Raw genomic sequence first — 19999 nt, 5'->3', positions numbered from 1 at the left:
GGTCCGGACTCAGCCCGCGCGCCGGTCCGGCAGGCCCGCCGCCTCTCGCAGCCGGGCGAACTCCTCGGCCATCGTCGCCGCCGTCCAGTGCGCGTTCAGCCCGCTCGGATTGGGCAGCGCCCAGATCCTCGTCGTGCCCAGCGGCCCCTCGATCACGCGCTCCTGCGGCCCGATCGCGGCCCCCTTCTCGCCGAAGGCCGTGCGGTACGCGGTGACCCCGACGACCGCGAGCCAGCGCGGGCCCAGCCGGGCCACCTTCTCGGTGAGGATCCGCCCGCCCTCGCGGTACTCCTCGGCGCTCAGCTCGTCCGCCCGGGCGGACGCCCGGGCCACCACGTTGGTGATGCCCAGGCCGTACGCGAGCAGCTCCCGCTGCTCCGCCGGGGCGAACTGCCGCGGGGTGAAGCCCGACAGGTGCAGCACCGGCCAGAACCGGTTGCCGGGGCGGGCGAAGTGGTGGCCGGTCGCCGCCGTCATCAGCCCCGGGTTGATCCCGCAGAAGAGCACCGAAAGGCCGCCCGCGACCACGTCGGGGACGACGCGGTCGCGGGCGGCCTGGAGCTCCTCGGCGGAGAACCGGCGGGACGGGGTCAGAGGATCGCCCCGGGGGTGTAGCCGGCGGCCTCCGGGTGCTGCTTGACGATCTCCTCGACCCGGGCCACCACGGCGGCGACCTGGTCGGCGGCGGCGCCGGTGAAGGACAGCTTGTCGGCCATCAGCGCGTCGAGCTGCGCGCGGTCCAGCGGGATCCGCTCGTCGGCGGCCAGCTTGTCCAGGAGCTCGTTGCGCTCGGCGCCCTGCTCGCGCATGGCGAGCGCGGAGGCCACCGCGTTCTCCTTGATGGCCTCGTGGGCGAGCTCGCGGCCGACGCCGGCCCGGACGGCGCCCATGAGCACCTTGGTGGTGGCCAGGAAGGGCAGGTAGCGGTCGAGCTCGCGGGCGATGACGGCCGGGAAGGCGCCGAACTCGTCGAGCACGGTGAGGAAGGTCTCAAGGAGGCCGTCGAGCGCGAAGAACGCGTCCGGCAGGGCCACCCGGCGGACCACCGAGCAGGAGACGTCGCCCTCGTTCCACTGGTCGCCGGCCAGCTCGCCGGTCATCGACGCGTAGCCGCGCAGGATGACCATCAGGCCGTTGACGCGCTCGCAGGAGCGGGTGTTCATCTTGTGCGGCATCGCCGAGGAGCCGACCTGGCCGGGCTTGAAGCCCTCGGTGACCAGCTCGTGGCCGGCCATCAGGCGGATCGTCTTGGCCAGCGAGGACGGCGCGGCGGCCAGCTGCACGAGGGCGGTGACCACCTCGTAGTCGAGCGAGCGCGGGTAGACCTGGCCGACCGAGGTGAAGGCGTGCGCGAAGCCGAGGTGCCCGGCGATCCGGTCCTCCAGCTCGGCGAGCTTGGCTGCGTCGCCGCCGAGCAGGTCCAGCATGTCCTGCGCGGTGCCGACCGGGCCCTTGATCCCGCGCAGCGGGTAGCGGCCGAGCAGCTCCTCCAGGCGCGCGTAGGCCACGAGCAGCTCGTCGGTGGCGGTGGCGAAGCGCTTGCCGAGGGTGGTGGCCTGGGCGGCGACGTTGTGCGAGCGCCCGGCCATGACCAGCTCCGCGTACTCGCCGGACAGCTTGCCCAGGCGGGCCAGGACGGCGACCGTGCGGTCCCGCACCAGCTCCAGGGAGAGCCGGATCTGCAGCTGCTCGACGTTCTCGGTGAGGTCGCGCGAGGTCATGCCCTTGTGCACGTGCTCGTGGCCGGCGAGGGCGTTGAACTCCTCGATGCGGGCCTTCACGTCGTGCCGCGTGACCTTCTCGCGCTCGGCGATCGACGCCAGGTCGACCTGGTCGAGCACGCGCTCGTAGTCGGCGAGCGCCGCGTCCGGCACCTCGATCCCGAGGTCCTTCTGGGCACGCAGCACGGCGAGCCACAGCCGGCGCTCCAGCTTCACCTTCTGCTCGGGGGACCAGAGGACGGCGAGCTCCGCGGAGGCGTAGCGGCCGGCCAGGACGTTGGGGATGCGGGGCTTCGCAGTCTCAGCAGTCACGTGTCCAGATTCTACTGGCGGTTTCTGCAGGCCAGCGCCACGGTCCGGGCTGGAGCTTGCTACGAGACGGGCGTCACGTCGGGCCCCGGGCGGCGGTCCGCCGGGCCGGAGCCCGGACGCTCAGCCGGTCCCCGTGGCCTCGGCCGGGGCGGTCGCGGGCGGCCCGGCCGCCGCCACCGGCTCGTACGGCAGCAGTTCGGGCCGCTTCGGCGGGCGGCCGTCGCCCGAGGAGCGGCCGGTGAGCCGGCGCCCGATCCAGGGCGCCAGGTGCTGCCGGGCGAAGCGTACGTCGGCGGCCCGGCGGCTGGCCCAGCCCGGTCGCGGGCCCGGCGCCAGCGGGGCGCGCCAGTCGAAGGCGGGCGCCAGGCCCAGGGTCTCCGCGACCGCCTCGGCCACCCGGCGGTGCCCCTCGCCGGTCAGGTGCAGCCGGTCCACGTCCCACAGGCGCGGGTCGGCGAGCGCCGGGGCGCCGTAGAGGTCGACCACCAGGGCGCCGTGCCGGGCGGCGAGCTCGTCCACGTACCCGAAGAGCTCCTCCATGCGGGGGCGGAAGCGCTCCAGGACCGGGCCGTTGCGGCCCGGGCTGCGCATCAGGACCAGCTGCCCGCAGGACGGCGCGAGGCGCTCGACGGCCTCGCCGAGCAGGGCGCGCACCCGGCCCATGTCGCACTTCGGGCGCAGGGTGTCGTTGAGCCCGCCGACGAGTGTGACGATGTCCGCATTCATGGCCGCGGCGGCCTCGACCTGCTCGTCGACGATCTGCCCGATGAGCTTGCCCCGTACGGCCAGATTGGCGTAGCGGAAGCCGGGCGCGCGGGCGGCGAGCCGGCCCGCGAGGAGGTCGGCCCACCCCTGGTACGACCCGTCGGGCCGCAGATCCGACATACCCTCGGTGAAGCTGTCGCCCAGGGCGACAAGACTGGTGTACGTGGCATTGATCTCCATGGCCCAGCGATCGTACCGCGCGGTATGGTCCCGGCGCCGAGTGGAGAACCGGGAGGGGAAACCCCATGAGCGAGGCGCTGCTGAGCGCGCTGACCGAGGCCCTGGCCGAGCTGGTCACGGCGGTGGAGACCGCGGACGACGCGGTGCTCGACCCCGACACCGCCGTGAAGTGGCTGGAGAGCACGGCGCACCCGCTCCGCGGGCTTCCGCCGGCCGACCGGCGCAGGCTCGACGGGCTCTTCCGCGACGCCGCGCTGCGGCAGCCGGCCGGGGCGTGGCGCGACGAGCTGCTCAAGGTCTCCCAGGGCTTCGGGCTCACCGAGGACGTCCACCCGGCCCGGCTCGACGCGGTCGCCGCCCGGCTGGAGAGCTTCGTCACGCTCGTCCGGGGCGCCGACCCCGCCACCCCGGTGCCCAGCTGCCCCGGCTGGACCCTGGCCGACCTGGTGCGGCACCACGGCACCACCCACCGCTGGATCGAGCACCTGGTCCACACCCGCGCCACCGAGCGCGTGTGGTCGAGGGACGTGCCGCTGGACCTGCCCGGGGACCCGGCCGCCTACCCGGACTGGCTGGCCGAGAGCGCCGCCGCGAGCCTGCGGACCCTGCGCGCCGCCGACCCGGACACCCCGATGTGGTCGCACGGCGCCGACCCGCACGTGCGGTTCTTCCCCCGCCGGCTGCTCTTCGAGGCCGTCGTCCACCTCGCCGACGCCGAGCTGGCCCTCGGCCGAGAGCCGGAACCCGTCGACCCGGACACGGCCGCCGACGGCATCGAGGAGTTCCTGGAGAACCTGCCGTACTTCTCCTGGGTCGCCGAGCGCGTCGCCCAGCTCGACCGGGACGGCGCGGGCATCCGGCTGGCCGCCACCGACTCCGGCGCGGCCTGGACCCTCACCCTCGGCGGGGGCGGCTTCGACTGGCGGCGCCGGGTCGAGGGCCCGGTGACCGCGACCGTCGAGGGGACCGCCGGCGACCTGCTGCTCCTCGTCTACGGGCGATACGGGGCCGACGACCCGCGCTTCACCCACCACGGCGACCGCGCCGTGCTCGACGCCTGGCGGGCCGCCACCGCCCTGTGACGCGCCGCGGGTGATCCACGGGCAGCCGAAGGGCCCCGGGACGACCCGTCCCGGGGCCCTTCGCACGGACGGCGCGTGCGGCGCCGTGGCGTCACGGGCCGGTGGGCCGGCCCACCAGCTCGCGCAGCACGTCCTCCATCGTCACCAGGCCGGCCAGCTTGCCGTCCTCGTCGATGACCGCCGCCAGATGGGTCCGGCTGCGCCGCATCGCGGTCAGCACGTCGTCCATCGGCGTCGCCGCCCGCACCCGGGCGATCGGCCGCAGCGCCGTCACCGGGAAGCGCAGGTCGCGCGGGGTGACGTCCAGGGCGTCCTTCACATGGAGGTAGCCCAGGATCCGGCGCCCCTCGTCGACCACCGGGAAGCGCGAGAAACCGGTCCGGGCGGACAGCGCCTCCAGCTGCTCCGGAGTGGTGCCCGTCTCCGCGTACACCACCTTCTCCAGCGGCAGCACGACGTCCCGCACGGGGCGCCGGCCCAGCTCCAGGGCGTCGTGGAGCCGCTCGGCCGCCCGGTCGTCGAGCAGGCCCGCGTCCCCGGCGTCGGTCACCATCCGGGCCAGCTCGTCGTCCGAGAAGGTCGCCGCGACCTCGCCCTTGGCGTCGACCCGCAGCAGCTTCAGGATCCCGTTGGCGAAGGCGTTGATCGCGAAGATCACCGGCTTCAGCGCGCGGGCCAGGGCCACCAGCGGGGGGCCGAGCAGCAGCGCGCTGCGGGTCGGCTCGGCGAGCGCGATGTTCTTCGGGACCATCTCGCCGAGCAGCATGTGCAGATAGGTCGCCACGGTCAGCGCGATCACGAAGGAGATCGGGTGCACCAGACCGTGCGGCACGCCGACCGCGTCGAAGACCGGTTCGAGCAGGTGGGCGATGGCCGGCTCGGCCACGATGCCGAGCACCAGGGTGCACAGCGTGATGCCGAGCTGGGCGGCCGCGAGCAGCGCCGAGACGTGCTCCAGACCCCACACGACGCTGCGCGCCCGGCGGTCGCCGGACTCCGCGAGCGGCTCGATCTGGCTGCGCCGGACCGAGATCAGGGCGAACTCGGCGCCGACGAAGAAGGCGTTCACGACCAGGGTCGCGAGGCCGATCAGCAACTGGATCGCGGTCATCGGCCGGCCTCCCCGTCCGTGTCACCGGGGTGCGGCGGCGGGGCGTGCAGCAGCACCCGGGCCGCCCGCCGCCCCGAGGCGTCGACCACGTCGAGCCGCCAGCCGGCCAGCTCGACGCTGTCGCCGTTGGCCGGGATCCGGCCGAGCTCGGTGGCGAGCACGCCCGCCAGGGTCTCGTACGGGCCCTCGGGCACCCTCAGTCCGATCGCCTCCAGCTGGTCGGTGCGGGCGGCGCCGTCCGCCGACCACAGCGCGCGGCCGTCGGCGTCCTCGCCCGCCGGCGCCAGGTCCGGCGTCTCGTGCGGGTCGTGCTCGTCGCGGACCTCGCCGACGACCTCCTCGACGATGTCCTCCAGGGTCGCGACGCCGGCCGTGCCGCCGTACTCGTCGATGACGACGGCCATGGTCTGCCGCCCGGACATGCGGTCGAGCAGCCGGTCCACGGTCAGGCTCTCCGGGACCAGCAGCGGCTCGCGCACGACGTCGCCGACCGAGCGGCGGCGCCGCTCGTCGGCCGGTATCGCGAGCACGTCCTTGACGTGCGCGATGCCGACCACCGCGTCCAGGCTGCCGCGGTAGACCGGGAAGCGGCTCAGGCCGGTCGCCCGGGTCGCGTTGAGCACGTCCTCGGCGGTGGCCTGCACCTCCAGGGCGGTGACCTGGACGCGCGGGGTCATCACGTTCTCCGCGGTCAGCTCCGCGAGGTTCAGGGTGCGCACGAACAGCTCGGCGGTGTCCGCCTCCAGCGCGCCCTCCTTGGCGGAGTGCCGGGCCAGCGCCACCAGCTCCTGCGGGGAGCGGGCGGAGGCCAGCTCCTCGGTGGGCTCCAGGCCCAGCCGGCGCAGGATGCGGTTGGCCGTGTTGTTCAGATGGCTGATGAGCGGCTTGAACGCGGCCGTGAAGATCCGCTGCGGGGTGCCCACGACCTTGGCGACGGCCAGCGGCGAGGAGATCGCCCAGTTCTTGGGGACCAGTTCACCGACGACCATCAGGACCACCGTCGACAGGGCGGTGCCGATCACCAGCGCCACCGACGAGGCGACCGAGGGGGACAGGCCGAGGGCCTCGACCGGGCCCTCGATCAGCTTCGAGATCGAGGGCTCGGAGAGCATGCCGACGACCAGGTTGGTCACGGTGATGCCGAGCTGGGCGCCGGAGAGCTGGAAGGTGAGCGAACGCACCGCCTTCAGGGCGCCGGCCGCGCCGCGCTCGCCGCGCTCGGCGGCGGCTTCGAGCTCGCCGCGCTCGACGGTGGTCAGCGAGAACTCCGCCGCCACGAACGCGCCGCACGCCACGGCGAGCAGCAGGGCCACCAGGAGCAGCAGTACCTCGGTCATCGGTTCACCTCCGTCCCCGGGTGAGTCCCATGATCAGTCAGGGAGGGAAGGAGCGCGCGGTGTCGGCCGCGGCGGAGGATCGGGGAACGGCTACTGGGAGGCTCGCCCATGGGCGGACGCTCACACCTTTCGGTCGGGTGGTGCTCATCGGATGAGGTGATGCTCATCGGATGATCGGATACGGACACCATGGTAAAGGATCGGCAAAGCGGCGAGACGTGCCTCGATGCCGTGGGCATACGGGTGCCCTGCGGGTCCCGGTGTCCGCGCGCCGCTCAGGCGGGCAGCGGCTTCACCCAGCGGGTCCAGCGCTCGTCCGGGCCGTACTCCGCCGCCCGCCACGCCGCTCGCCCCGGCTCGTTCCCGTCGAGCACCATCGCGTCCGCGCGCCGCCCGCCGAGCCGTACGAAGCGCTCCTCCGCCGCGCGCAGCAGCGCGCCCGAGATCCCGCGCCGCCGGTGCTCCGGATGGACGGCCATCCGGTAGAGGTGGCACCGCCAGCCGTCGAAGCCGGCGATCACCGTGCCGACCAGGGTGCCGTCCGGGCGCTCGGCGAGCAGCAGGGCCTCGGGGTCCCGCTCCACCAGCCGGGCCACCCCGGCCGGGTCGTCGCTGATGCTGGTGCCCTCCGCCGCGAGCTTCCAGAAGGCGAGCACGGCGTCGATGTCGGCCGCGACCGCGGCCCGTATCCGAAGATCGTCCATGGCCGTCATCCCATCACCGCCCGCCGTGCCCGGTCGACCGCGTTTCAGTCCGTGGTCCGCCGCAGCTCCGCGAGGACCGGGCCGAAGGCCTCCATCGCCCCGTCGAGCACCGTGAAGTACGAGAAGCCGTGCCGCTCGCGCAGCGCGCGCACCTGCGCGGCGATCTCCGGCACGGTGCCGAGCAGCACGATCGGCAGATCGAGGATCTGCTCCTCGGTGAGGTACGGCACCGCCTCCCGGAACCCGGCCGCCGCCGCGGCCCGGTCCTCGGTCACCACCACCCGCTGGATCAGCAGATTCCGCTCGGCCGGTACGGCGCGGCCCGCCGCCCGCTCGAACTCCGCGAAGGTCTCCACCCGCTCCGCCAGCTCCTCGGCGGTGAGCACGGTCGGCGCGTCGCCGTCGAACCGGCCGCCGGAGAAGGCCATCACATCGGCGTGCCGGGCCGCGAGCCGCAGCACCCGGTTCCCGTTGCCGCCGATCGTCAGGCCCACCCCCGGCGTCCCCTCGGCGCCCTTCAGCACACCGGCCAGCTCCTCCACCACCCGCACCAGATGGTCCACCCGCTCGCGCGGCGGCAGGAACGGGATGCCCGCCCGCTCGTGCTCGTCCGGCACGTAGCCGGTGCCCAGGCCGAGTTCGAGCCGCCCGCCGGTCAGCGCGGCCGTGGTCGCCACCTCGCGGGCGAGCAGCACCGGGTTCCAGAAGGCGGCGTTCAGCACGAAGGTGCCGAGCCGCGGCCGGGTGGTCGCCGCGGCGGCCGCGACCAGCGAGGGGAACGGCGCGGGCATCCCGAGGTGGTCGGCCACCAGGATCAGGTCGTAGCCGAGCTCCTCCGCCCGGCGACAACGGGTCCGCCACTCCTCGGCGGAGCCCGGGGCGAGCATGTTGACGGCGAATCGGAACGGCAACACCACGACGGTTTCCCCTCGTTGACGACGTCGGGCCGTCCTCGAACCTACCCGCCGCCCCCCTCGCCCCGCCGCTATCCGGTCACGAAGCAGAACTCGTTGCCCTCGGGGTCGAACATCACCTGGAACGAGCCCTGCTCGTCGGTCACGAGCCCGCCCGAGCGGCGCGCCCCGAGGGCCAGCGCCTCCTCGGCCGCCGCGACCGGATCGTCCACCTCCACGTCCAGGTGGAGGCGGTTCTTCACCGCCTTGCCCTCCGGCACCCGCTGGAAGGCGATCCGGACGAAGCCCGGCGGCTCCACATACGCCCAGTCGGGACTCCGGTCGACCGGAGCCCCGCCGAGGAGCGCCGCCCAGAACCGCACGAGGGCGGCCGGGCCGGCGCAGTCGAAGACGAGTTCCTGAACCCTGGCACGTCGCATGCGGCCCAGCGTACGGAGCTCAGCGGCCCGCCGTCGCGGCGAACCGCCCCGCCTCCCAGACCCCGCCGAGCGCGGGCGCCAGCCAGCCGGCCGCCGCCTCCCGGAACGCCTCGGGGGCGAGCGCGCCCGCGCCCTCCGGGACCGCGCCGAGCAGCGGCGCTCCCGCCACCTCCGGCAGGTCCGCCAGGTTGCACCGGGCCGCCAGGTCCGGCTCGGCCGGCCAGCTGCCGACCACCACGCCCAGCTGCGGGATGCCGCGGGCCCGCAGCGCCTCGGCCGTCAGGGCGGTCGAGTTGAGCGTGCCGAGCCCGGCCGGCGCCACCACCAGGACCGGCGCGCCGAGCAGGCCCGCCGCGTCCGCGAGCGTGCCGCCCGCCTCGTCGAAGCGCACGAGCAGCCCGCCCGCGCCCTCCACGAGCACCAGGTCGTGGTCCTCGGCCAGCTTCCGGGCGGCGTCGGCGACCTCGGCCGGGGTCACCGGCGCCATCCCCGCCCGCCGGGCCGCCGTCCCCGGCGCCAAGGGCTCGGGGAACCGGGCCAGTTCGGCCCCCGTGACCGCCCCGGACAGGCGCACGACCTCGTCCGCGTCACCGGTCTCCTCCGGTGTGACGCCGGTCTGGGCGGGCTTGAGCACGGCGACGGTACGCCCGGCGGCGGTGGCCACCGCGGCGAGCGCGGCGGTGACGATCGTCTTGCCGATCTCCGTGCCGGTGCCGGTGACGACGATGACGCTCATGGGGAGGAACCTTTCCTGGTCGTACGGACAGCGGGACGCGGGGCCGGACGCCCGGCCCCGCGGGCATTCAGCCCGCCGCGGCCGCCGCGCGGACCGCCGCGCAGATCCGCGCCACGTCCTCGTCGCCGGTCACGAACGGCGGCATCGTGTAGATCAGGTCGCGGAACGGGCGCAGCCACACGCCCTCGCGGACCGCGGCCCGGGTGGCGGCGACCATGTCGACCTCGTGGTCGAGCTGGACCACCCCGATCGCGCCGAGCACCCGCACGTCCCGGACCCCGGGCAGCGCCCTCGCCCCGGCGAGGCCCTCGCGCAGCCCCGCCTCGATCCGCTTGACCTCGACCTGCCAGTCCTGGCCGAGCAGCAGGTCCACCGAGGCCAGGGCCACGGCGGAGGCCAGCGGATTGCCCATGAAGGTCGGGCCGTGCGCCAGCACCGGCACCTCGCCGCGCGAGATGCCGTCGGCGACCCGGCCCGTGCACAGCGTGGCCGCCATCGACAGATAGCCGCCGGTCAGCGCCTTGCCCAGGCACATCACATCGGGCGAGATCCCGGCGTGGTCGGCGGCGAACAGCGCGCCGGTGCGCCCGAATCCGGTCGCGATCTCGTCGAGCACCAGCAGCACGTCGTGCGCGTCGCAGGCCTCCCGCAGCACCCGCAGGTACTCCGGGCTGTGGAAGCGCATGCCGCCCGCGCCCTGCACCACCGGCTCCACGATCACCGCGGCCAGCTCGTCGGCGTGCCGCCCGATCGCCTCGCGCAGCAGCTCGGCGTACGACTCCTCGTACTCCGCCGGCGGGGCGTCCACGAAGACCTGCTCCTGGAGCACCCCCGACCACAGCTGGTGCATCCCGCCCTCGGGATCGCACACCGACATCGGCTGCCAGGTGTCGCCGTGGTAGCCGCCGCGCCAGGTCAGCAGCCGCCGCTTGGCGGGCCGGCCGAGCGAGCGCCAGTACTGCAGGCACATCTTCGCGGCGACCTCGACCGCGACCGAACCGGAGTCGCTGAGGAAGACGTGCCGCAGCGGCTCCGGGGTGATCTCCACCAGCCGGGCGGCCAGCCGCACGGCCGGCTCGTGGGTGAGCCCGCCGAACATCACGTGGCTCATCTTCTCGAGCTGCCCGCGCGCCGCCTCGTTGAGCACCGGGTGGTTGTAGCCGTGCACGGCCGACCACCAGGAGGACATGCCGTCCACCAACTCGGCGTGCCCCTCGGCGGGTTCGGCCAGCCGCAGCCTCACCCCGGACGCGGACGCGACGACCAGCGGTTCCGTACGGCCGGGCATCGGGCCGTACGGGTGCCAGACGTGCGCCCGGTCCAGGGCGAGGAGTTCGGTGTCACGCATTCGGCGCGAGGTCCGTACCGGCACCGCGACGGCGCACCGTCACCAGGTCCGTCCTGGCCTCGGACGCGGCGGCCGCCTCCGAGGGCGCCTCGGCCGCCGGCGCGTCGTGCCCGCCGCACGGGCCGCAGCCCCCGCCGGCCTCCGCGTGCGAGCCGCAGCCCCCGCCCGCCCCGGCCTGCGAGCCGCAGCCCGCGCCGGCCGCGGCGGCGGCCACGTCCGCCCGGTGCGCGGGCAGCGTGGTGGTGCCCGCGCCCTCCACCTCGAAGCCGGCGTCCGCGATCATGTCGAGGTCGGCCTTGCCGGCCTGGCCCTCGCTGGTCAGGTAGTCGCCCAGGAAGATCGAGTTCGCGATGTTCAGGGCCAGCGGCTGCATCGTGCGCAGGTGCACCTCGCGGCCGCCGGCGATCCGGACCTCGACGTCGGGGCAGACGAACCGCACCATGGCGAGGATCCGCAGACAGCGCTGCGGGGTGAGGTTCCACTCCTTGGCGAGCGGCGTGCCCTCGAACGGGATCAGGAAGTTGACCGGCACCGAGTCCGAGTCCAGCTCGCGCAGCGCGAACACCACGTCGACCAGGTCCTCGTCGGTCTCGCCCATGCCCGCGATCAGACCCGAGCAGGCCGACAGGCCGGCGCCGTGCGCCTTCTGCACCGTGTCGACGCGGTCCGCGTAGGTGTGGGTGGTGGTGATCTCGCCGTACGTGCCCTCGGAGGTGTTGAGGTTGTGGTTGTACGCGTCGGCGCCGGCCGCCTTCAGGCGCTCGGCCTGCCCGTCAGAGAGCAGCCCGAGGCAGGCGCAGACCTCCACGCCCTCGTTCTGTTCCTTGATCGCCTCGATGGTCTTGCCGACCCGCTCCACGTCCCGGTCCGTCGGGCCGCGGCCGCTCGCCACCAGGCAGACCCGCTTGGCGCCGCCGGCGACACCGGCCGCGGCGGCGGCCGAGGCCTCGTCGGGCTTCAGCCAGGAGTACTTGAGGATGCCGGCCGTCGAGCCGAGCCGCTGCGAACAGTAGGAGCAGTCCTCGGGGCACAGGCCGGACTTCAGGTTGACCAGGTAGTTGAGCTTCACCCGCCGCCCGAACCAGTGCCGGCGCACCTTGCCGGCCGCGCTCACCACATCGAGCAGCTCGTCGTCGGAGGTCGCCAGCACGGCGAGCGCTTCTTCACGGGTCGGCGACTCGCGCCGCAGCCCCTTCTCCACCAGCGTGTTCAGCAGGTCCATAAGCGCTGATCCTGGCCTACGGCACGCCCCCTGGCCAAGGAGGATCCGAACAAACGACGCCGTTTGAGGTGTGTGCATGGCCACACCCTGACCTCGGGCCGTTCCGGTTAGGGTCTGTGCGCTGCCTACAAAAGGACCCGCCATGCCGTCGTACGCCGAGGACCCGCAGGACCGCGCCGCGGGGGCGGGCCCGCGCCCGGGCGCCTTCGACTGGACCGAGGACGCGGCCCGGCGGCGCGCGGCGACCGGCCTGGTGCGCACCCTGCGGCCCCGGCCCGCCGAGTCCGAACTCCTCGACCTGGCGAGCAACGACTACCTCGGACTGACCCGCCGCCCCGAGATCACCGAGGCCGCCGCCGAGGCCGCCCGGCGCTGGGGCGCCGGTGCCACCGGCTCGCGCCTGGTCACCGGCTCCACCCGGCTGCACGCCCGGCTCGAACGGGAACTCGCCGCCTTCTGCGGCTTCGAGGCGGCGCTCGTGTTCTCCTCCGGCTACGCGGCCAACCTGGCCGCGCTCACCGCGCTGTCGGTCCGCGAGGGCCTGATCGTCTCCGACGCCGACAACCACGCCTCCCTCGTCGACGGCTGCCGGCTCGCCCGCGCCGAGACGGCCGTCGTGCCGCACGCCGACCCGGGGGCCGTCGCCAAGACCCTGGCCGCCCACCCCGGCCGCCCGGCGCTCGTGGTGAGCGACGCGGTGTTCTCCGTGGACGGCGACCGGGCGCCGCTCGCCGGCCTCGCCGAGGCCTGCCGCGAGCACGGCGCGGGCCTGGTCGTCGACGACGCCCACGGCTTCGGCGTGCTCGGCGAGGGCGGGCGCGGCACCCTCCACGAGGCCGGGCTCGCCGGCGCCCCCGACGTGGTCGCGACCCTCACCCTGTCCAAGTCGCTGGGGAGCCAGGGCGGCGCGGTGCTCGGCCCGGCCCGGGTGATCGAGCACCTGGTGAACGCCGCCCGCACCTTCATCTTCGACACCGGCCTGGCCCCCGCCGCGGCCGGCGCCGCCCTCGCGAGCCTGCGCCTGATCGCCGCCGAGCCCGCGCTCCCGGCCCGCGCCGGCACCGTCGCGCTGACCCTGCACCGGCTGCTCACCGCCGCCGGACTCACCGCCGCCCGCCCCGACGCCGCCGTGGTCTCGGTCCGCGCCCCCGGCCCCGCGGAGGCGCTGCGCTGGGCCGCCGACTGCCGCGAACTCGGCCTCGGCGTCGGCTGCTTCCGCCCCCCGTCGGTGCCGGACGGCATCTCGCGGCTGCGTCTGACGGCCCGCGCGGACCTCACCGACGCGGAGATCGCACGCGCGGTGGCGACGATCGTGCGCACGGCGCCGCCCGGGGCGCTCTGAGCACCGGTCCGGGCCGTCGGCCCCGGAGCCCGACTGTCAGTGCCGCTCGCTAGGTTGACCGCATGAGTTCTTCCCTGAGCGTGTACCTGATCGACCCCAAGGCCGCCCGGGCCCTCGTCGGCTCCGGCGACGAGCAGCTGCTCGACATCATCCGCGAGCGTTTCGGCGACCAGTTGGCGCACGACGACGACTGGTTCTCCTCCGAGATCGCGGACGGCGCCCCCAGCGCGTACGAGGCGCTGCGCGCGGTGGTGCACGGCGGCCCGTTCGACGCGGAGAAGCAGTACTCCTTCCAGTACGGCTACGCCTACAAGCGCCTGTGCTCGCTGACCGGTTCCTTCCTCGACAACTCCTGCTTCTCGCCGTTCCGCGGGGACTGGCTGGAGATGGTCGACGAGGGTCTCAGGGCGCTGCGGATCACGGCCGTGTCGGTGGCGGAGCTCGGTTACTACGACGGCCTTCCCGAGCAGCTGCCGCGCTACGAGCTGCCGCGCTGCGGCGAGTGGACGCACGAGGAGTGCCTGGCGGCCCTGGAGCAGTTCGAGCGCACCAAGGCGGAGGGCCACGCGCCGCCGCTGGACCGCGAGGTGGTCGACGCGGTGATGGACGTCATCGGCTGGCTGCGGCACGCCGCCGCGCGCCCCGGCTTCGGGGTCGTCGGCTTCGTCTCCTGACGGTCCGCGGCGGCCCGGCGGGCGCCGCCGGGCGCGCGTGATCCGGTCGCCCGTCGGACGGTTCACCGCTTCGGGCGACAGATATGCGTATATCCGGCGGATCCGCGCCCGGCGCCGCGGCTTCGGTGGCAGGCTGACGCGCAGTGCATTCCGGGCATGGCCCGGTGGGAGAAGGACGGCGTCGCATGGCAGACCACCAGGAAGCAACCGTCACGCTGCCGAGCGACCCCGCCTCGGTCTCGGCCGCGCGGAGGTACGTGGCGCAGGTGCTCACCTCCTGGGGCCTGGACGACGCGGGCGAGACCGCGGACGCGGTCCGGCTGATGGTCTCGGAGCTGGCCACCAATGCGGTGCTGCACACCTTCGGCCAGTCGCCCACCTTCACCGTCGACCTGCGTCTCGACCGGGACGAGGAGCTGCGCATCGGGGTCACCGACAGCCACCCCCGCTGGCCGCGCAGGCTGCCCGCCGCGGTGCAGCAGGACAACGGGCGGGGGATGGTGATCATCCGCTCCCTGGCCAAGGAGGCGGGCGGCCGGCTCTCGGTGACCCCGACGGCGGAGGGCGGCAAGACGGTCTGGATCAGCCTGCCGTGGACGCCGGTGCTGACCCAGGCCTGACCGGCGCGCGGTCCGGCCGGGTCACCGGACCCGGCCGTAGAGGACCTTCGAGGTCCAGATCCGGTCGAGCTTCACCCAGGACCCGGTCTTGGGGGAGTGCCAGATCTTGTTGTTCCCCGCGTAGATCCCGACGTGGTAGACCCGTCCGCCGGAGTGGAAGAACACCAGGTCGCCCGCCCGCCGGCCGGAGGCGGCGATGTGCCGGGTCTTGTTGTACTGCTGCTGCGCGGTGCGGGGCAGCGTCTTGCCGGCCTTCTTGTACGAGTAGAGCGTGAGGCCCGAGCAGTCGAAGCGGCTCGGGCCGGTGGCCCCGTACTTGTAGGGCGCCCCCCTCTTGGAGGCGGCCACGTTCAGCGCCTTGCTCGCGTAGGAGGTCGCCGCCTGGGCCTCCGGCGCCGCTCCCGGTGCGAGGAGCGTGCCGCCGACGGCGGCGAGGGTGAGAGCCGAGACGGCTCCGGCCCGGGACAGCAGGGACGGGACATGCATCTGCGCAGTCATGCGCAACCCTTCGTCAGCCGCCTGCGAAGGATGACCTGTCGGGTTCGGGCGGCGAAGACGCCCGGCCGCTGCTGCGGCTTCACCCCGAGGAACGTCCCGCACTGCGCGGGCGTCCCGTACTGCTCGGGTCCTCCACTCCTGCCGGTCCACTCCTGTCGACCAGACGTCCGGGACGGCGGCAGGACTCGGCGTCCGCCCGGACCGCCCCGCCGCGGTGGCGGGGGCTTGTCGTCGACAGGGATCTTGACCCACGGCCAGGGCGAAAACCACGTTGAAACGGCGATATGTGAGGCTCCTCACGACTGATCCATACGGGTGGACAGTCAGGTTTCGGGACCTCGCAGGTTTGGCCGACGAGCCCGTCACCAGCACCGGAAGGTGATATTCCGCCAGATGCGTACACCCGTTGCGCAACTCACCTGAGCTCCTTGTCGATACGTCGACTACGCCGAACGGGGGAGCGATTTCGCGTTTTCCTTGCCCCGTGTGGACCTCGACACGACACGCGACGGTGTCAACTCGCCCTTCCTCCCGGCAGGGTGACGCGCCCGGAGCGCCGCTCGCCGTCCAACACCCTGAGCGCACGCGCCAATGTCTCCGTGTGGACCTCGCTCTCGCCCCGCAGATGCATGAGCGTCAGCGCGTCCCGGAGCGCCGTCGCCCGTCCGACCAGGGCCTGGGCCGCGCGCAGCGCCCCATAGGTATGCGAGGACCTGGATGGATTGATCCTCCCCAGCAGGTCGACGACTTCGAGGTACGCGTCGACGAACTCGCCCTCGGCGCGCGTCAGGGCGGGCAGCGGCGGCAGCTCCGGCACCATCGCGGCCTCACTCCTCCCCGGCGGCGGCGCGCCGGCTGCGCACCACCCGGTCCACCAGGCCGTAGGCGAGGGCCGCCGGGGCGTCGAGCACCATGGTGCGCTCCAGATCGGCGTCGACCCGCTCCCGGTCCCGGCCGCTGTGCGCGCTGAGCAGTCCGGCGATCAGGTCCCGCTGGCGCAACAACTCCCGTGCGCGGAGGTCGAGATCGCTGGGCTGGCCCTGCAACGGCTCGTCGAGCGAGGGCTGCTGGAGCACGATCCGGGCGCCCGGCAGGGCGAGCCGGCGGCCCGGTGAGCCCGCCGCGAGCAGCACCGCGGCCGGCCCGGCGGCCTGGCCCAGGCAGATGGTCTCCACCTCGCAGGAGACGGTGCGGATCGTGTCGTAGACCGAGGTCATGGCGCTCACCGAACCGCCCGGCGAGTTGATGTAGAGGCTGATCACCCGGCCGGGCGCGTCGTAGTCGAGGTGCAGGAACTGCGCGATGACGTCGTTGGCCGAGGTCTCGTCGATCGGGGTGCCCAGGAGGACGATCCGCTCCTGGAGCAGCTTGGAGTAGGGGTCCAGGGTGCGGGTCCCGAAGCCGGTGCGCTCGGTGAACTCCGGCAGGACGTACCGCATCGCGTGCCGTGTGCCGTCGTGCATGGTGCTCCTCCTTCTGTAAAAAATGTACAGGACGTACAGGCCGTAAGATGAGGAGCATGACTTACGAGATTCCGGTGACGCAAGCGCGCGCCGAGCTCGCGGACCTGATCAACCGCGTGGTGTACGGCGACGAGCGGGTGGTCGTCACCCGCCACGGCAAGCCGCTCGTGGCCCTGGTCTCCGCCGCTGACCTGGAGAAACTCGAGGCGCTTCGGGAGCCGGCGGACGAGCAGGTGATCAGCTCGGTCTCGCGGATCGGCGGCTCGACGTCCGTCGCGGGCGAACAGCGCCGCTTCGGCATCGCCGCCCACCACCAGGACCCGGGGGCGCCCCGCGGCTGACCAAGCGCTCGTTTAATGCCTGCGCAAAGCGCCGGTTAACGTGCCGGAAAAACTTCCGCCCTAACGTGCAATCTCTGGCGCGGCGGACCGTCTGCGCAGGTCAACAGTGTGTTGAAGCTCTGTAGGGTCCGCTGCTGTCCGGGGCACCGCCCGGTGACGACAGTGAGGTGGAAGCGTGCGACTCAGCCCCCACGAGCAGGAACGCCTGCTCATCCATGTCGCGGCCGACGTGGCCGAGAAGCGCCGGGCGCGCGGAGTCCGGCTCAACCACCCCGAGGCCGTCGCACTCATCACCTCCCACGTCCTGGAGGGCGCCCGCGACGGCCGCACCGTCGCCGAGCTGATGGCCTCCGGCCGCAAGGTGCTCACCCGCGACGAGGTCATGGACGGCATCCCCGAGATGATCCACGACGTCCAGGTCGAGGCCACCTTCCCGGACGGCACCAAGCTCGTCACCGTCCACGACCCCATCGTCTGAGGGGGCCGCGCACCGTGATCCCCGGCGAGATCCTGTACGGGGACGGGCCGGTGACCCTCAACGAGGGCCGCCCCGTCACCCGGCTCACCGTCCTCAACGCCGCCGACCGGCCCGTCCAGGTCGGCTCCCACTACCACTTCGCCGAGGCCAACCCCGGCCTCGACTTCGACCGCGCGGCCGCCCGCGGCCTGCGCCTGAACATCGCCGCGGGCACCGCCGTCCGCTTCGAGCCCGGCATCCCCGTCGAGGTCGAACTGGTGCCGATCGCCGGCCGCCGGATCGTGCCCGGCCTGCGCGGCGCGACCGCCGGCCCCCTCGACCCGCCCCGCCCGAACGGAGACGCCCGTGCCTGAACTGCACCGCGCCGCGTACGCCGACCTGTTCGGCCCCACCACCGGCGACCGCATCCGGCTCGCCGACACCGACCTGCTCGTCGAGATCGAGGAGGACCGCTCCGGCGGCCCCGGCCGCGCCGGCGAGGAGGCGGTCTTCGGCGGCGGCAAGGTCATCCGCGAGTCCATGGGCCAGTCCCGCGCCACCCGCGCCGAGGGTGCCCCGGACACCGTGATCACCGGCGCCGTCGTCCTCGACCACTGGGGCGTCGTCAAGGCCGACATCGGCATCCGCGACGGCCGGATCACCGCCCTCGGCAAAGCGGGCAACCCCGACACCATGGACGGGGTGCACCCCGACCTGGTGATCGGCCCGGAGACCGAGGTGATCGTCGGCAACGGCCGGATCGTCACCGCCGGCGCCGTGGACACCCACGTGCACTTCATCTCGCCCACCGTGGTCGAGCAGGCCCTCGCCACCGGCGTCACCACCCTGGTCGGCGGCGGCACCGGCCCCGCCGAGGGCACCAAGGCCACCACCGTCACCCCCGGCCCCTGGCACATGGCCCGGATGTTCGAGGCCCTCGACACCTTCCCGGTCAACATCGGCCTGCTCGGCAAGGGCAACACCATGTCCCGCGAGGCCATGCACTCCCAACTGCGCGGCGGCGCCCTGGGGTTCAAGATCCACGAGGACTGGGGGGCCACCCCCGCCGTCATCGACGCCTGCCTCAGCGTCTGCGAGGAGACCGGCACCCAGCTCGCCATCCACACCGACACCCTCAACGAGGCCGGCTTCGTCGGCGACACCCTCGCCGCCATCGCCGGCCGCACCATCCACGCGTACCACACCGAGGGCGCGGGCGGCGGGCACGCCCCGGACATCATCACCGTGGTCTCCGAGCCGCACGTGCTGCCCAGCTCGACCAACCCGACCCGGCCGCACACCGTCAACACCATCGAGGAACACCTCGACATGCTGATGGTCTGCCACCACCTCAACCCGGCCGTGCCCGAGGACCTCGCCTTCGCCGAGTCCCGCATCCGGCCCTCCACCATCGCCGCCGAGGACGTGCTGCACGACCTCGGCGCCATCTCGATCATCTCCTCCGACTCCCAGGCCATGGGCCGGATCGGCGAGGTGATCATGCGCACCTGGCAGACCGCCCACGTCATGAAGAAGCGCCGCGGCGCGCTCCCCGGCGACGGCACCGCCGACAACCACCGGGCCCGCCGCTACGTCGCCAAGTACACGATCAACCCGGCCGTCGCCCAGGGCATGGACCACCTCGTCGGCTCCGTCGAACCCGGCAAGCTCGCCGACCTCGTCCTGTGGGAGCCCGCCTTCTTCGGCGTCAAGCCGCTCGTCGTCCTCAAGGGCGGCCAGATCGCGTACGCGCAGATGGGCGACGCCAACGCCTCCATCCCCACGCCCCAACCGGTCCTTCCCCGGCCGATGTTCGGCGCGCTGGGCCGGGCCGCCGCGGGCGGCTCGGTCAACTTCGTCGCCCGGGCCGCGCTCGAGGACGACCTGCCCCACAGGCTGGGCCTGCACAAGGAGTTCACCGCCATCGGCTCCACCCGCCGGACCACCAAGGCCGACATGCGGGAGAACGACGCCCTGCCCCGGGTCGAGGTCGACGCCGACACCTTCACCGTGACCATCGACGGCGAGCCGGTCGAACCGGCGCCCGCCGCCGAACTGCCCATGGCCCAGCGCTACTTCCTCTTCTGATGACACGCTCAGCCCTGCTCGTGCTCGCCGACGGGCGCTTCCCCGCCGGCGGGCACGCCCACTCCGGCGGCGCCGAGGCCGCCGTGCAGGCCGGACGCCTCCGGGACGCCGCCGACCTGGAGGCCTTCTGCCGCGGCCGGCTGCACACCACCGGCCTCACCTCGGCCGCCCTCGCCGCCTCGGCCGCGCACGGACTCGACCCGCACGAGCTCGACGCCGCCGCCGACGCCCGCACGCCCTCGGCCGCCCTGCGCGCCGCCTCCCGCAGACTCGGCCGCCAGCTGATGCGGGCCGCCCGCGCCGCCTGGCCGAGCCCCGAACTCGACGCACTGGCCGCCGCGTTCCCGCGCGGCGCCCACCAGCCCGTGGTGCTCGGCACCACCGCCCGGGCCGCCGGGCTCGGCCCCGAGGACGCGGCGCACTGCGTCGCGTACGAGACCGTCGGCGGCCCCGCCACCGCCGCCGTCCGGCTGCTCGGCCTCGACCCCTACCAGGCCACCGCCGTGCTCGCCCGCCTCGCACCCGAGATGGACCAGGTGACCGCGCGCGCCGCCGAGGCCGCCCGGCAGGGCCTCGACGCCCTGCCCGCCGCCTCCGCGCCGCTGCTCGACCTCACCGCCGAACAGCACGCGGCCTGGCCCGTCCGCCTCTTCGCCTCCTGACCC

The 19999-nt window shown here is 73.9% G+C and carries 23 protein-coding genes and 1 riboswitch; of the genes, 9 read left to right on the top strand and 14 right to left on the bottom strand.

The window, feature by feature from the left end; translation table 11 throughout:
- Positions 1–9 precede the first annotated feature (9 nt).
- The 3 genes from mug to ACIGW2_RS15805 all read right to left on the bottom strand — a co-directional run bounded on the left by mug (position 10) and on the right by ACIGW2_RS15805 (position 2978).
- A complete protein-coding gene (mug, locus tag ACIGW2_RS15815; protein WP_361588120.1) occupies positions 10–594 on the bottom strand; it encodes a G/U mismatch-specific DNA glycosylase in 585 nt (194 codons plus the stop codon).
- The gene (gene purB, locus ACIGW2_RS15810; protein ID WP_361587938.1) at positions 591–2033 is read right to left on the bottom strand and encodes an adenylosuccinate lyase; all 1443 of its coding nucleotides are present in this window, start codon (positions 2031–2033) and stop codon (positions 591–593) included. The genes mug and purB overlap by 4 nt, the downstream gene beginning before the upstream one ends.
- Positions 2034–2153: 120 nt before the next feature.
- Positions 2154–2978, bottom strand: coding sequence for an SGNH/GDSL hydrolase family protein (locus ACIGW2_RS15805; RefSeq protein ID WP_391656349.1), 825 nt, complete (start codon positions 2976–2978; stop codon positions 2154–2156).
- A gap of 65 nt (positions 2979–3043) precedes the next feature.
- Between ACIGW2_RS15805 and ACIGW2_RS15800 the strand changes: the two genes are divergently transcribed.
- On the top strand, positions 3044–4060 hold the full coding sequence (locus ACIGW2_RS15800; RefSeq protein WP_399844010.1) for a maleylpyruvate isomerase family mycothiol-dependent enzyme: 1017 nt from the start codon (positions 3044–3046) through the stop codon (positions 4058–4060).
- Between the two features lie 91 nt (positions 4061–4151).
- Here ACIGW2_RS15800 and ACIGW2_RS15795 read toward each other — a convergent pair whose 3' ends face one another.
- From ACIGW2_RS15795 to bioB, 8 genes are all read right to left on the bottom strand, one after another.
- Positions 4152–5171, bottom strand: a complete 1020-nt coding sequence (locus ACIGW2_RS15795; protein WP_356069340.1) for a hemolysin family protein — start codon at positions 5169–5171, stop codon at positions 4152–4154.
- Positions 5168–6508 carry a hemolysin family protein gene (locus ACIGW2_RS15790; protein ID WP_399844008.1) on the bottom strand — a complete coding sequence of 447 codons (1341 nt, stop codon included), beginning with the start codon at positions 6506–6508 and terminating at the stop codon, positions 5168–5170. The genes ACIGW2_RS15795 and ACIGW2_RS15790 overlap by 4 nt, the downstream gene beginning before the upstream one ends.
- 275 nt (positions 6509–6783) lie before the next feature.
- Complete coding sequence (locus ACIGW2_RS15785) at positions 6784–7221, bottom strand: GNAT family N-acetyltransferase (protein ID WP_399844006.1); 438 nt, start codon at positions 7219–7221, stop codon at positions 6784–6786.
- 35 nt (positions 7222–7256) lie between these two features.
- A complete protein-coding gene (locus ACIGW2_RS15780) occupies positions 7257–8129 on the bottom strand; it encodes a TIGR03621 family F420-dependent LLM class oxidoreductase (RefSeq protein WP_391656345.1) in 873 nt (290 codons plus the stop codon).
- A 68-nt stretch (positions 8130–8197) separates the two neighbouring features.
- The gene (locus ACIGW2_RS15775; RefSeq protein WP_391656344.1) at positions 8198–8545 is read right to left on the bottom strand and encodes a VOC family protein; all 348 of its coding nucleotides are present in this window, start codon (positions 8543–8545) and stop codon (positions 8198–8200) included.
- A 19-nt stretch (positions 8546–8564) separates the two neighbouring features.
- Complete coding sequence (gene bioD / locus ACIGW2_RS15770) at positions 8565–9281, bottom strand: dethiobiotin synthase (protein WP_361587925.1); 717 nt, start codon at positions 9279–9281, stop codon at positions 8565–8567.
- A 67-nt stretch (positions 9282–9348) separates the two neighbouring features.
- On the bottom strand, positions 9349–10629 hold the full coding sequence (locus ACIGW2_RS15765) for an adenosylmethionine--8-amino-7-oxononanoate transaminase (protein ID WP_391656343.1): 1281 nt from the start codon (positions 10627–10629) through the stop codon (positions 9349–9351).
- On the bottom strand, positions 10622–11851 hold the full coding sequence (gene bioB / locus ACIGW2_RS15760; RefSeq protein ID WP_391656342.1) for a biotin synthase BioB: 1230 nt from the start codon (positions 11849–11851) through the stop codon (positions 10622–10624). Before bioB ends, ACIGW2_RS15765 begins: the two co-directional genes overlap by 8 nt.
- Positions 11852–11993: 142 nt before the next feature.
- On the opposite strand from bioB, the gene ACIGW2_RS15755 reads away from it, so the two are divergent.
- The 3 genes from ACIGW2_RS15755 (at position 11994) to ACIGW2_RS15745 (ending at position 14487) form a co-directional block, all read left to right on the top strand.
- A complete protein-coding gene (locus ACIGW2_RS15755; RefSeq protein ID WP_391656341.1) occupies positions 11994–13193 on the top strand; it encodes an 8-amino-7-oxononanoate synthase in 1200 nt (399 codons plus the stop codon).
- Positions 13194–13255: 62 nt separating this feature from the next.
- A complete protein-coding gene (locus ACIGW2_RS15750) occupies positions 13256–13867 on the top strand; it encodes a hypothetical protein (RefSeq protein ID WP_391656340.1) in 612 nt (203 codons plus the stop codon).
- 185 nt (positions 13868–14052) lie between these two features.
- Positions 14053–14487, top strand: coding sequence for an ATP-binding protein (locus tag ACIGW2_RS15745; protein ID WP_391656339.1), 435 nt, complete (start codon positions 14053–14055; stop codon positions 14485–14487).
- 21 nt (positions 14488–14508) lie between these two features.
- On the opposite strand, the gene ACIGW2_RS15740 is transcribed toward ACIGW2_RS15745, so the two are convergent.
- The 3 genes from ACIGW2_RS15740 to ACIGW2_RS15730 all read right to left on the bottom strand — a co-directional run bounded on the left by ACIGW2_RS15740 (position 14509) and on the right by ACIGW2_RS15730 (position 16448).
- The gene (locus tag ACIGW2_RS15740; RefSeq protein ID WP_391656338.1) at positions 14509–14985 is read right to left on the bottom strand and encodes a C40 family peptidase; all 477 of its coding nucleotides are present in this window, start codon (positions 14983–14985) and stop codon (positions 14509–14511) included.
- Positions 14986–14988: 3 nt separating this feature from the next.
- Positions 14989–15186, bottom strand: a riboswitch (cyclic di-AMP (ydaO/yuaA leader).
- A 313-nt stretch (positions 15187–15499) separates the two neighbouring features.
- Positions 15500–15805, bottom strand: coding sequence for a hypothetical protein (locus ACIGW2_RS15735; RefSeq protein WP_391656337.1), 306 nt, complete (start codon positions 15803–15805; stop codon positions 15500–15502).
- A gap of 7 nt (positions 15806–15812) precedes the next feature.
- The gene (locus tag ACIGW2_RS15730; protein WP_399844001.1) at positions 15813–16448 is read right to left on the bottom strand and encodes an ATP-dependent Clp protease proteolytic subunit; all 636 of its coding nucleotides are present in this window, start codon (positions 16446–16448) and stop codon (positions 15813–15815) included.
- Positions 16449–16504: 56 nt separating this feature from the next.
- Here ACIGW2_RS15730 and ACIGW2_RS15725 point away from each other — a divergent pair, with 56 nt between their 5' ends.
- From ACIGW2_RS15725 to ACIGW2_RS15705, 5 genes are all read left to right on the top strand, one after another.
- Positions 16505–16789, top strand: a complete 285-nt coding sequence (locus ACIGW2_RS15725) for a type II toxin-antitoxin system Phd/YefM family antitoxin (protein WP_399843999.1) — start codon at positions 16505–16507, stop codon at positions 16787–16789.
- A 175-nt stretch (positions 16790–16964) separates the two neighbouring features.
- Positions 16965–17267, top strand: coding sequence for an urease subunit gamma (locus tag ACIGW2_RS15720; protein WP_356069379.1), 303 nt, complete (start codon positions 16965–16967; stop codon positions 17265–17267).
- Positions 17268–17281: 14 nt separating this feature from the next.
- Positions 17282–17620 carry an urease subunit beta gene (locus ACIGW2_RS15715; RefSeq protein ID WP_399843997.1) on the top strand — a complete coding sequence of 113 codons (339 nt, stop codon included), beginning with the start codon at positions 17282–17284 and terminating at the stop codon, positions 17618–17620.
- The gene (locus ACIGW2_RS15710) at positions 17613–19334 is read left to right on the top strand and encodes an urease subunit alpha (protein ID WP_399843995.1); all 1722 of its coding nucleotides are present in this window, start codon (positions 17613–17615) and stop codon (positions 19332–19334) included. Before ACIGW2_RS15715 ends, ACIGW2_RS15710 begins: the two co-directional genes overlap by 8 nt.
- Positions 19334–19996 carry an urease accessory protein UreF gene (locus tag ACIGW2_RS15705; protein WP_391656333.1) on the top strand — a complete coding sequence of 221 codons (663 nt, stop codon included), beginning with the start codon at positions 19334–19336 and terminating at the stop codon, positions 19994–19996. Before ACIGW2_RS15710 ends, ACIGW2_RS15705 begins: the two co-directional genes overlap by 1 nt.
- Positions 19997–19999 lie beyond the last annotated feature (3 nt).

Source organism: Streptomyces sp. NPDC053541 (genome assembly GCF_044544705.1).
Taxonomy (GTDB): domain Bacteria; phylum Actinomycetota; class Actinomycetes; order Streptomycetales; family Streptomycetaceae; genus Streptomyces.
This window is presented reverse-complemented; position numbering and strand designations above follow the sequence as displayed.

Coding starts and splice junctions, on each gene's coding strand:
- ACIGW2_RS15730 (WP_399844001.1), bottom strand. CDS start 16,448: ATGCACGACGGCACACGGCACGCGATGCGGTACGTCCTGCCGGAGTTC.
- ACIGW2_RS15745 (WP_391656339.1), top strand. CDS start 14,053: ATGGCAGACCACCAGGAAGCAACCGTCACGCTGCCGAGCGACCCCGCC.
- ACIGW2_RS15740 (WP_391656338.1), bottom strand. CDS start 14,985: ATGACTGCGCAGATGCATGTCCCGTCCCTGCTGTCCCGGGCCGGAGCC.
- ACIGW2_RS15725 (WP_399843999.1), top strand. CDS start 16,505: ATGACTTACGAGATTCCGGTGACGCAAGCGCGCGCCGAGCTCGCGGAC.
- bioB (WP_391656342.1), bottom strand. CDS start 11,851: ATGGACCTGCTGAACACGCTGGTGGAGAAGGGGCTGCGGCGCGAGTCG.
- ACIGW2_RS15735 (WP_391656337.1), bottom strand. CDS start 15,805: ATGGTGCCGGAGCTGCCGCCGCTGCCCGCCCTGACGCGCGCCGAGGGC.
- ACIGW2_RS15805 (WP_391656349.1), bottom strand. CDS start 2,978: ATGGAGATCAATGCCACGTACACCAGTCTTGTCGCCCTGGGCGACAGC.
- ACIGW2_RS15750 (WP_391656340.1), top strand. CDS start 13,256: ATGAGTTCTTCCCTGAGCGTGTACCTGATCGACCCCAAGGCCGCCCGG.
- ACIGW2_RS15765 (WP_391656343.1), bottom strand. CDS start 10,629: ATGCGTGACACCGAACTCCTCGCCCTGGACCGGGCGCACGTCTGGCAC.
- ACIGW2_RS15775 (WP_391656344.1), bottom strand. CDS start 8,545: ATGCGACGTGCCAGGGTTCAGGAACTCGTCTTCGACTGCGCCGGCCCG.
- ACIGW2_RS15795 (WP_356069340.1), bottom strand. CDS start 5,171: ATGACCGCGATCCAGTTGCTGATCGGCCTCGCGACCCTGGTCGTGAAC.
- ACIGW2_RS15705 (WP_391656333.1), top strand. CDS start 19,334: ATGACACGCTCAGCCCTGCTCGTGCTCGCCGACGGGCGCTTCCCCGCC.
- bioD (WP_361587925.1), bottom strand. CDS start 9,281: ATGAGCGTCATCGTCGTCACCGGCACCGGCACGGAGATCGGCAAGACG.
- ACIGW2_RS15790 (WP_399844008.1), bottom strand. CDS start 6,508: ATGACCGAGGTACTGCTGCTCCTGGTGGCCCTGCTGCTCGCCGTGGCG.
- ACIGW2_RS15800 (WP_399844010.1), top strand. CDS start 3,044: ATGAGCGAGGCGCTGCTGAGCGCGCTGACCGAGGCCCTGGCCGAGCTG.
- ACIGW2_RS15755 (WP_391656341.1), top strand. CDS start 11,994: ATGCCGTCGTACGCCGAGGACCCGCAGGACCGCGCCGCGGGGGCGGGC.
- ACIGW2_RS15785 (WP_399844006.1), bottom strand. CDS start 7,221: ATGACGGCCATGGACGATCTTCGGATACGGGCCGCGGTCGCGGCCGAC.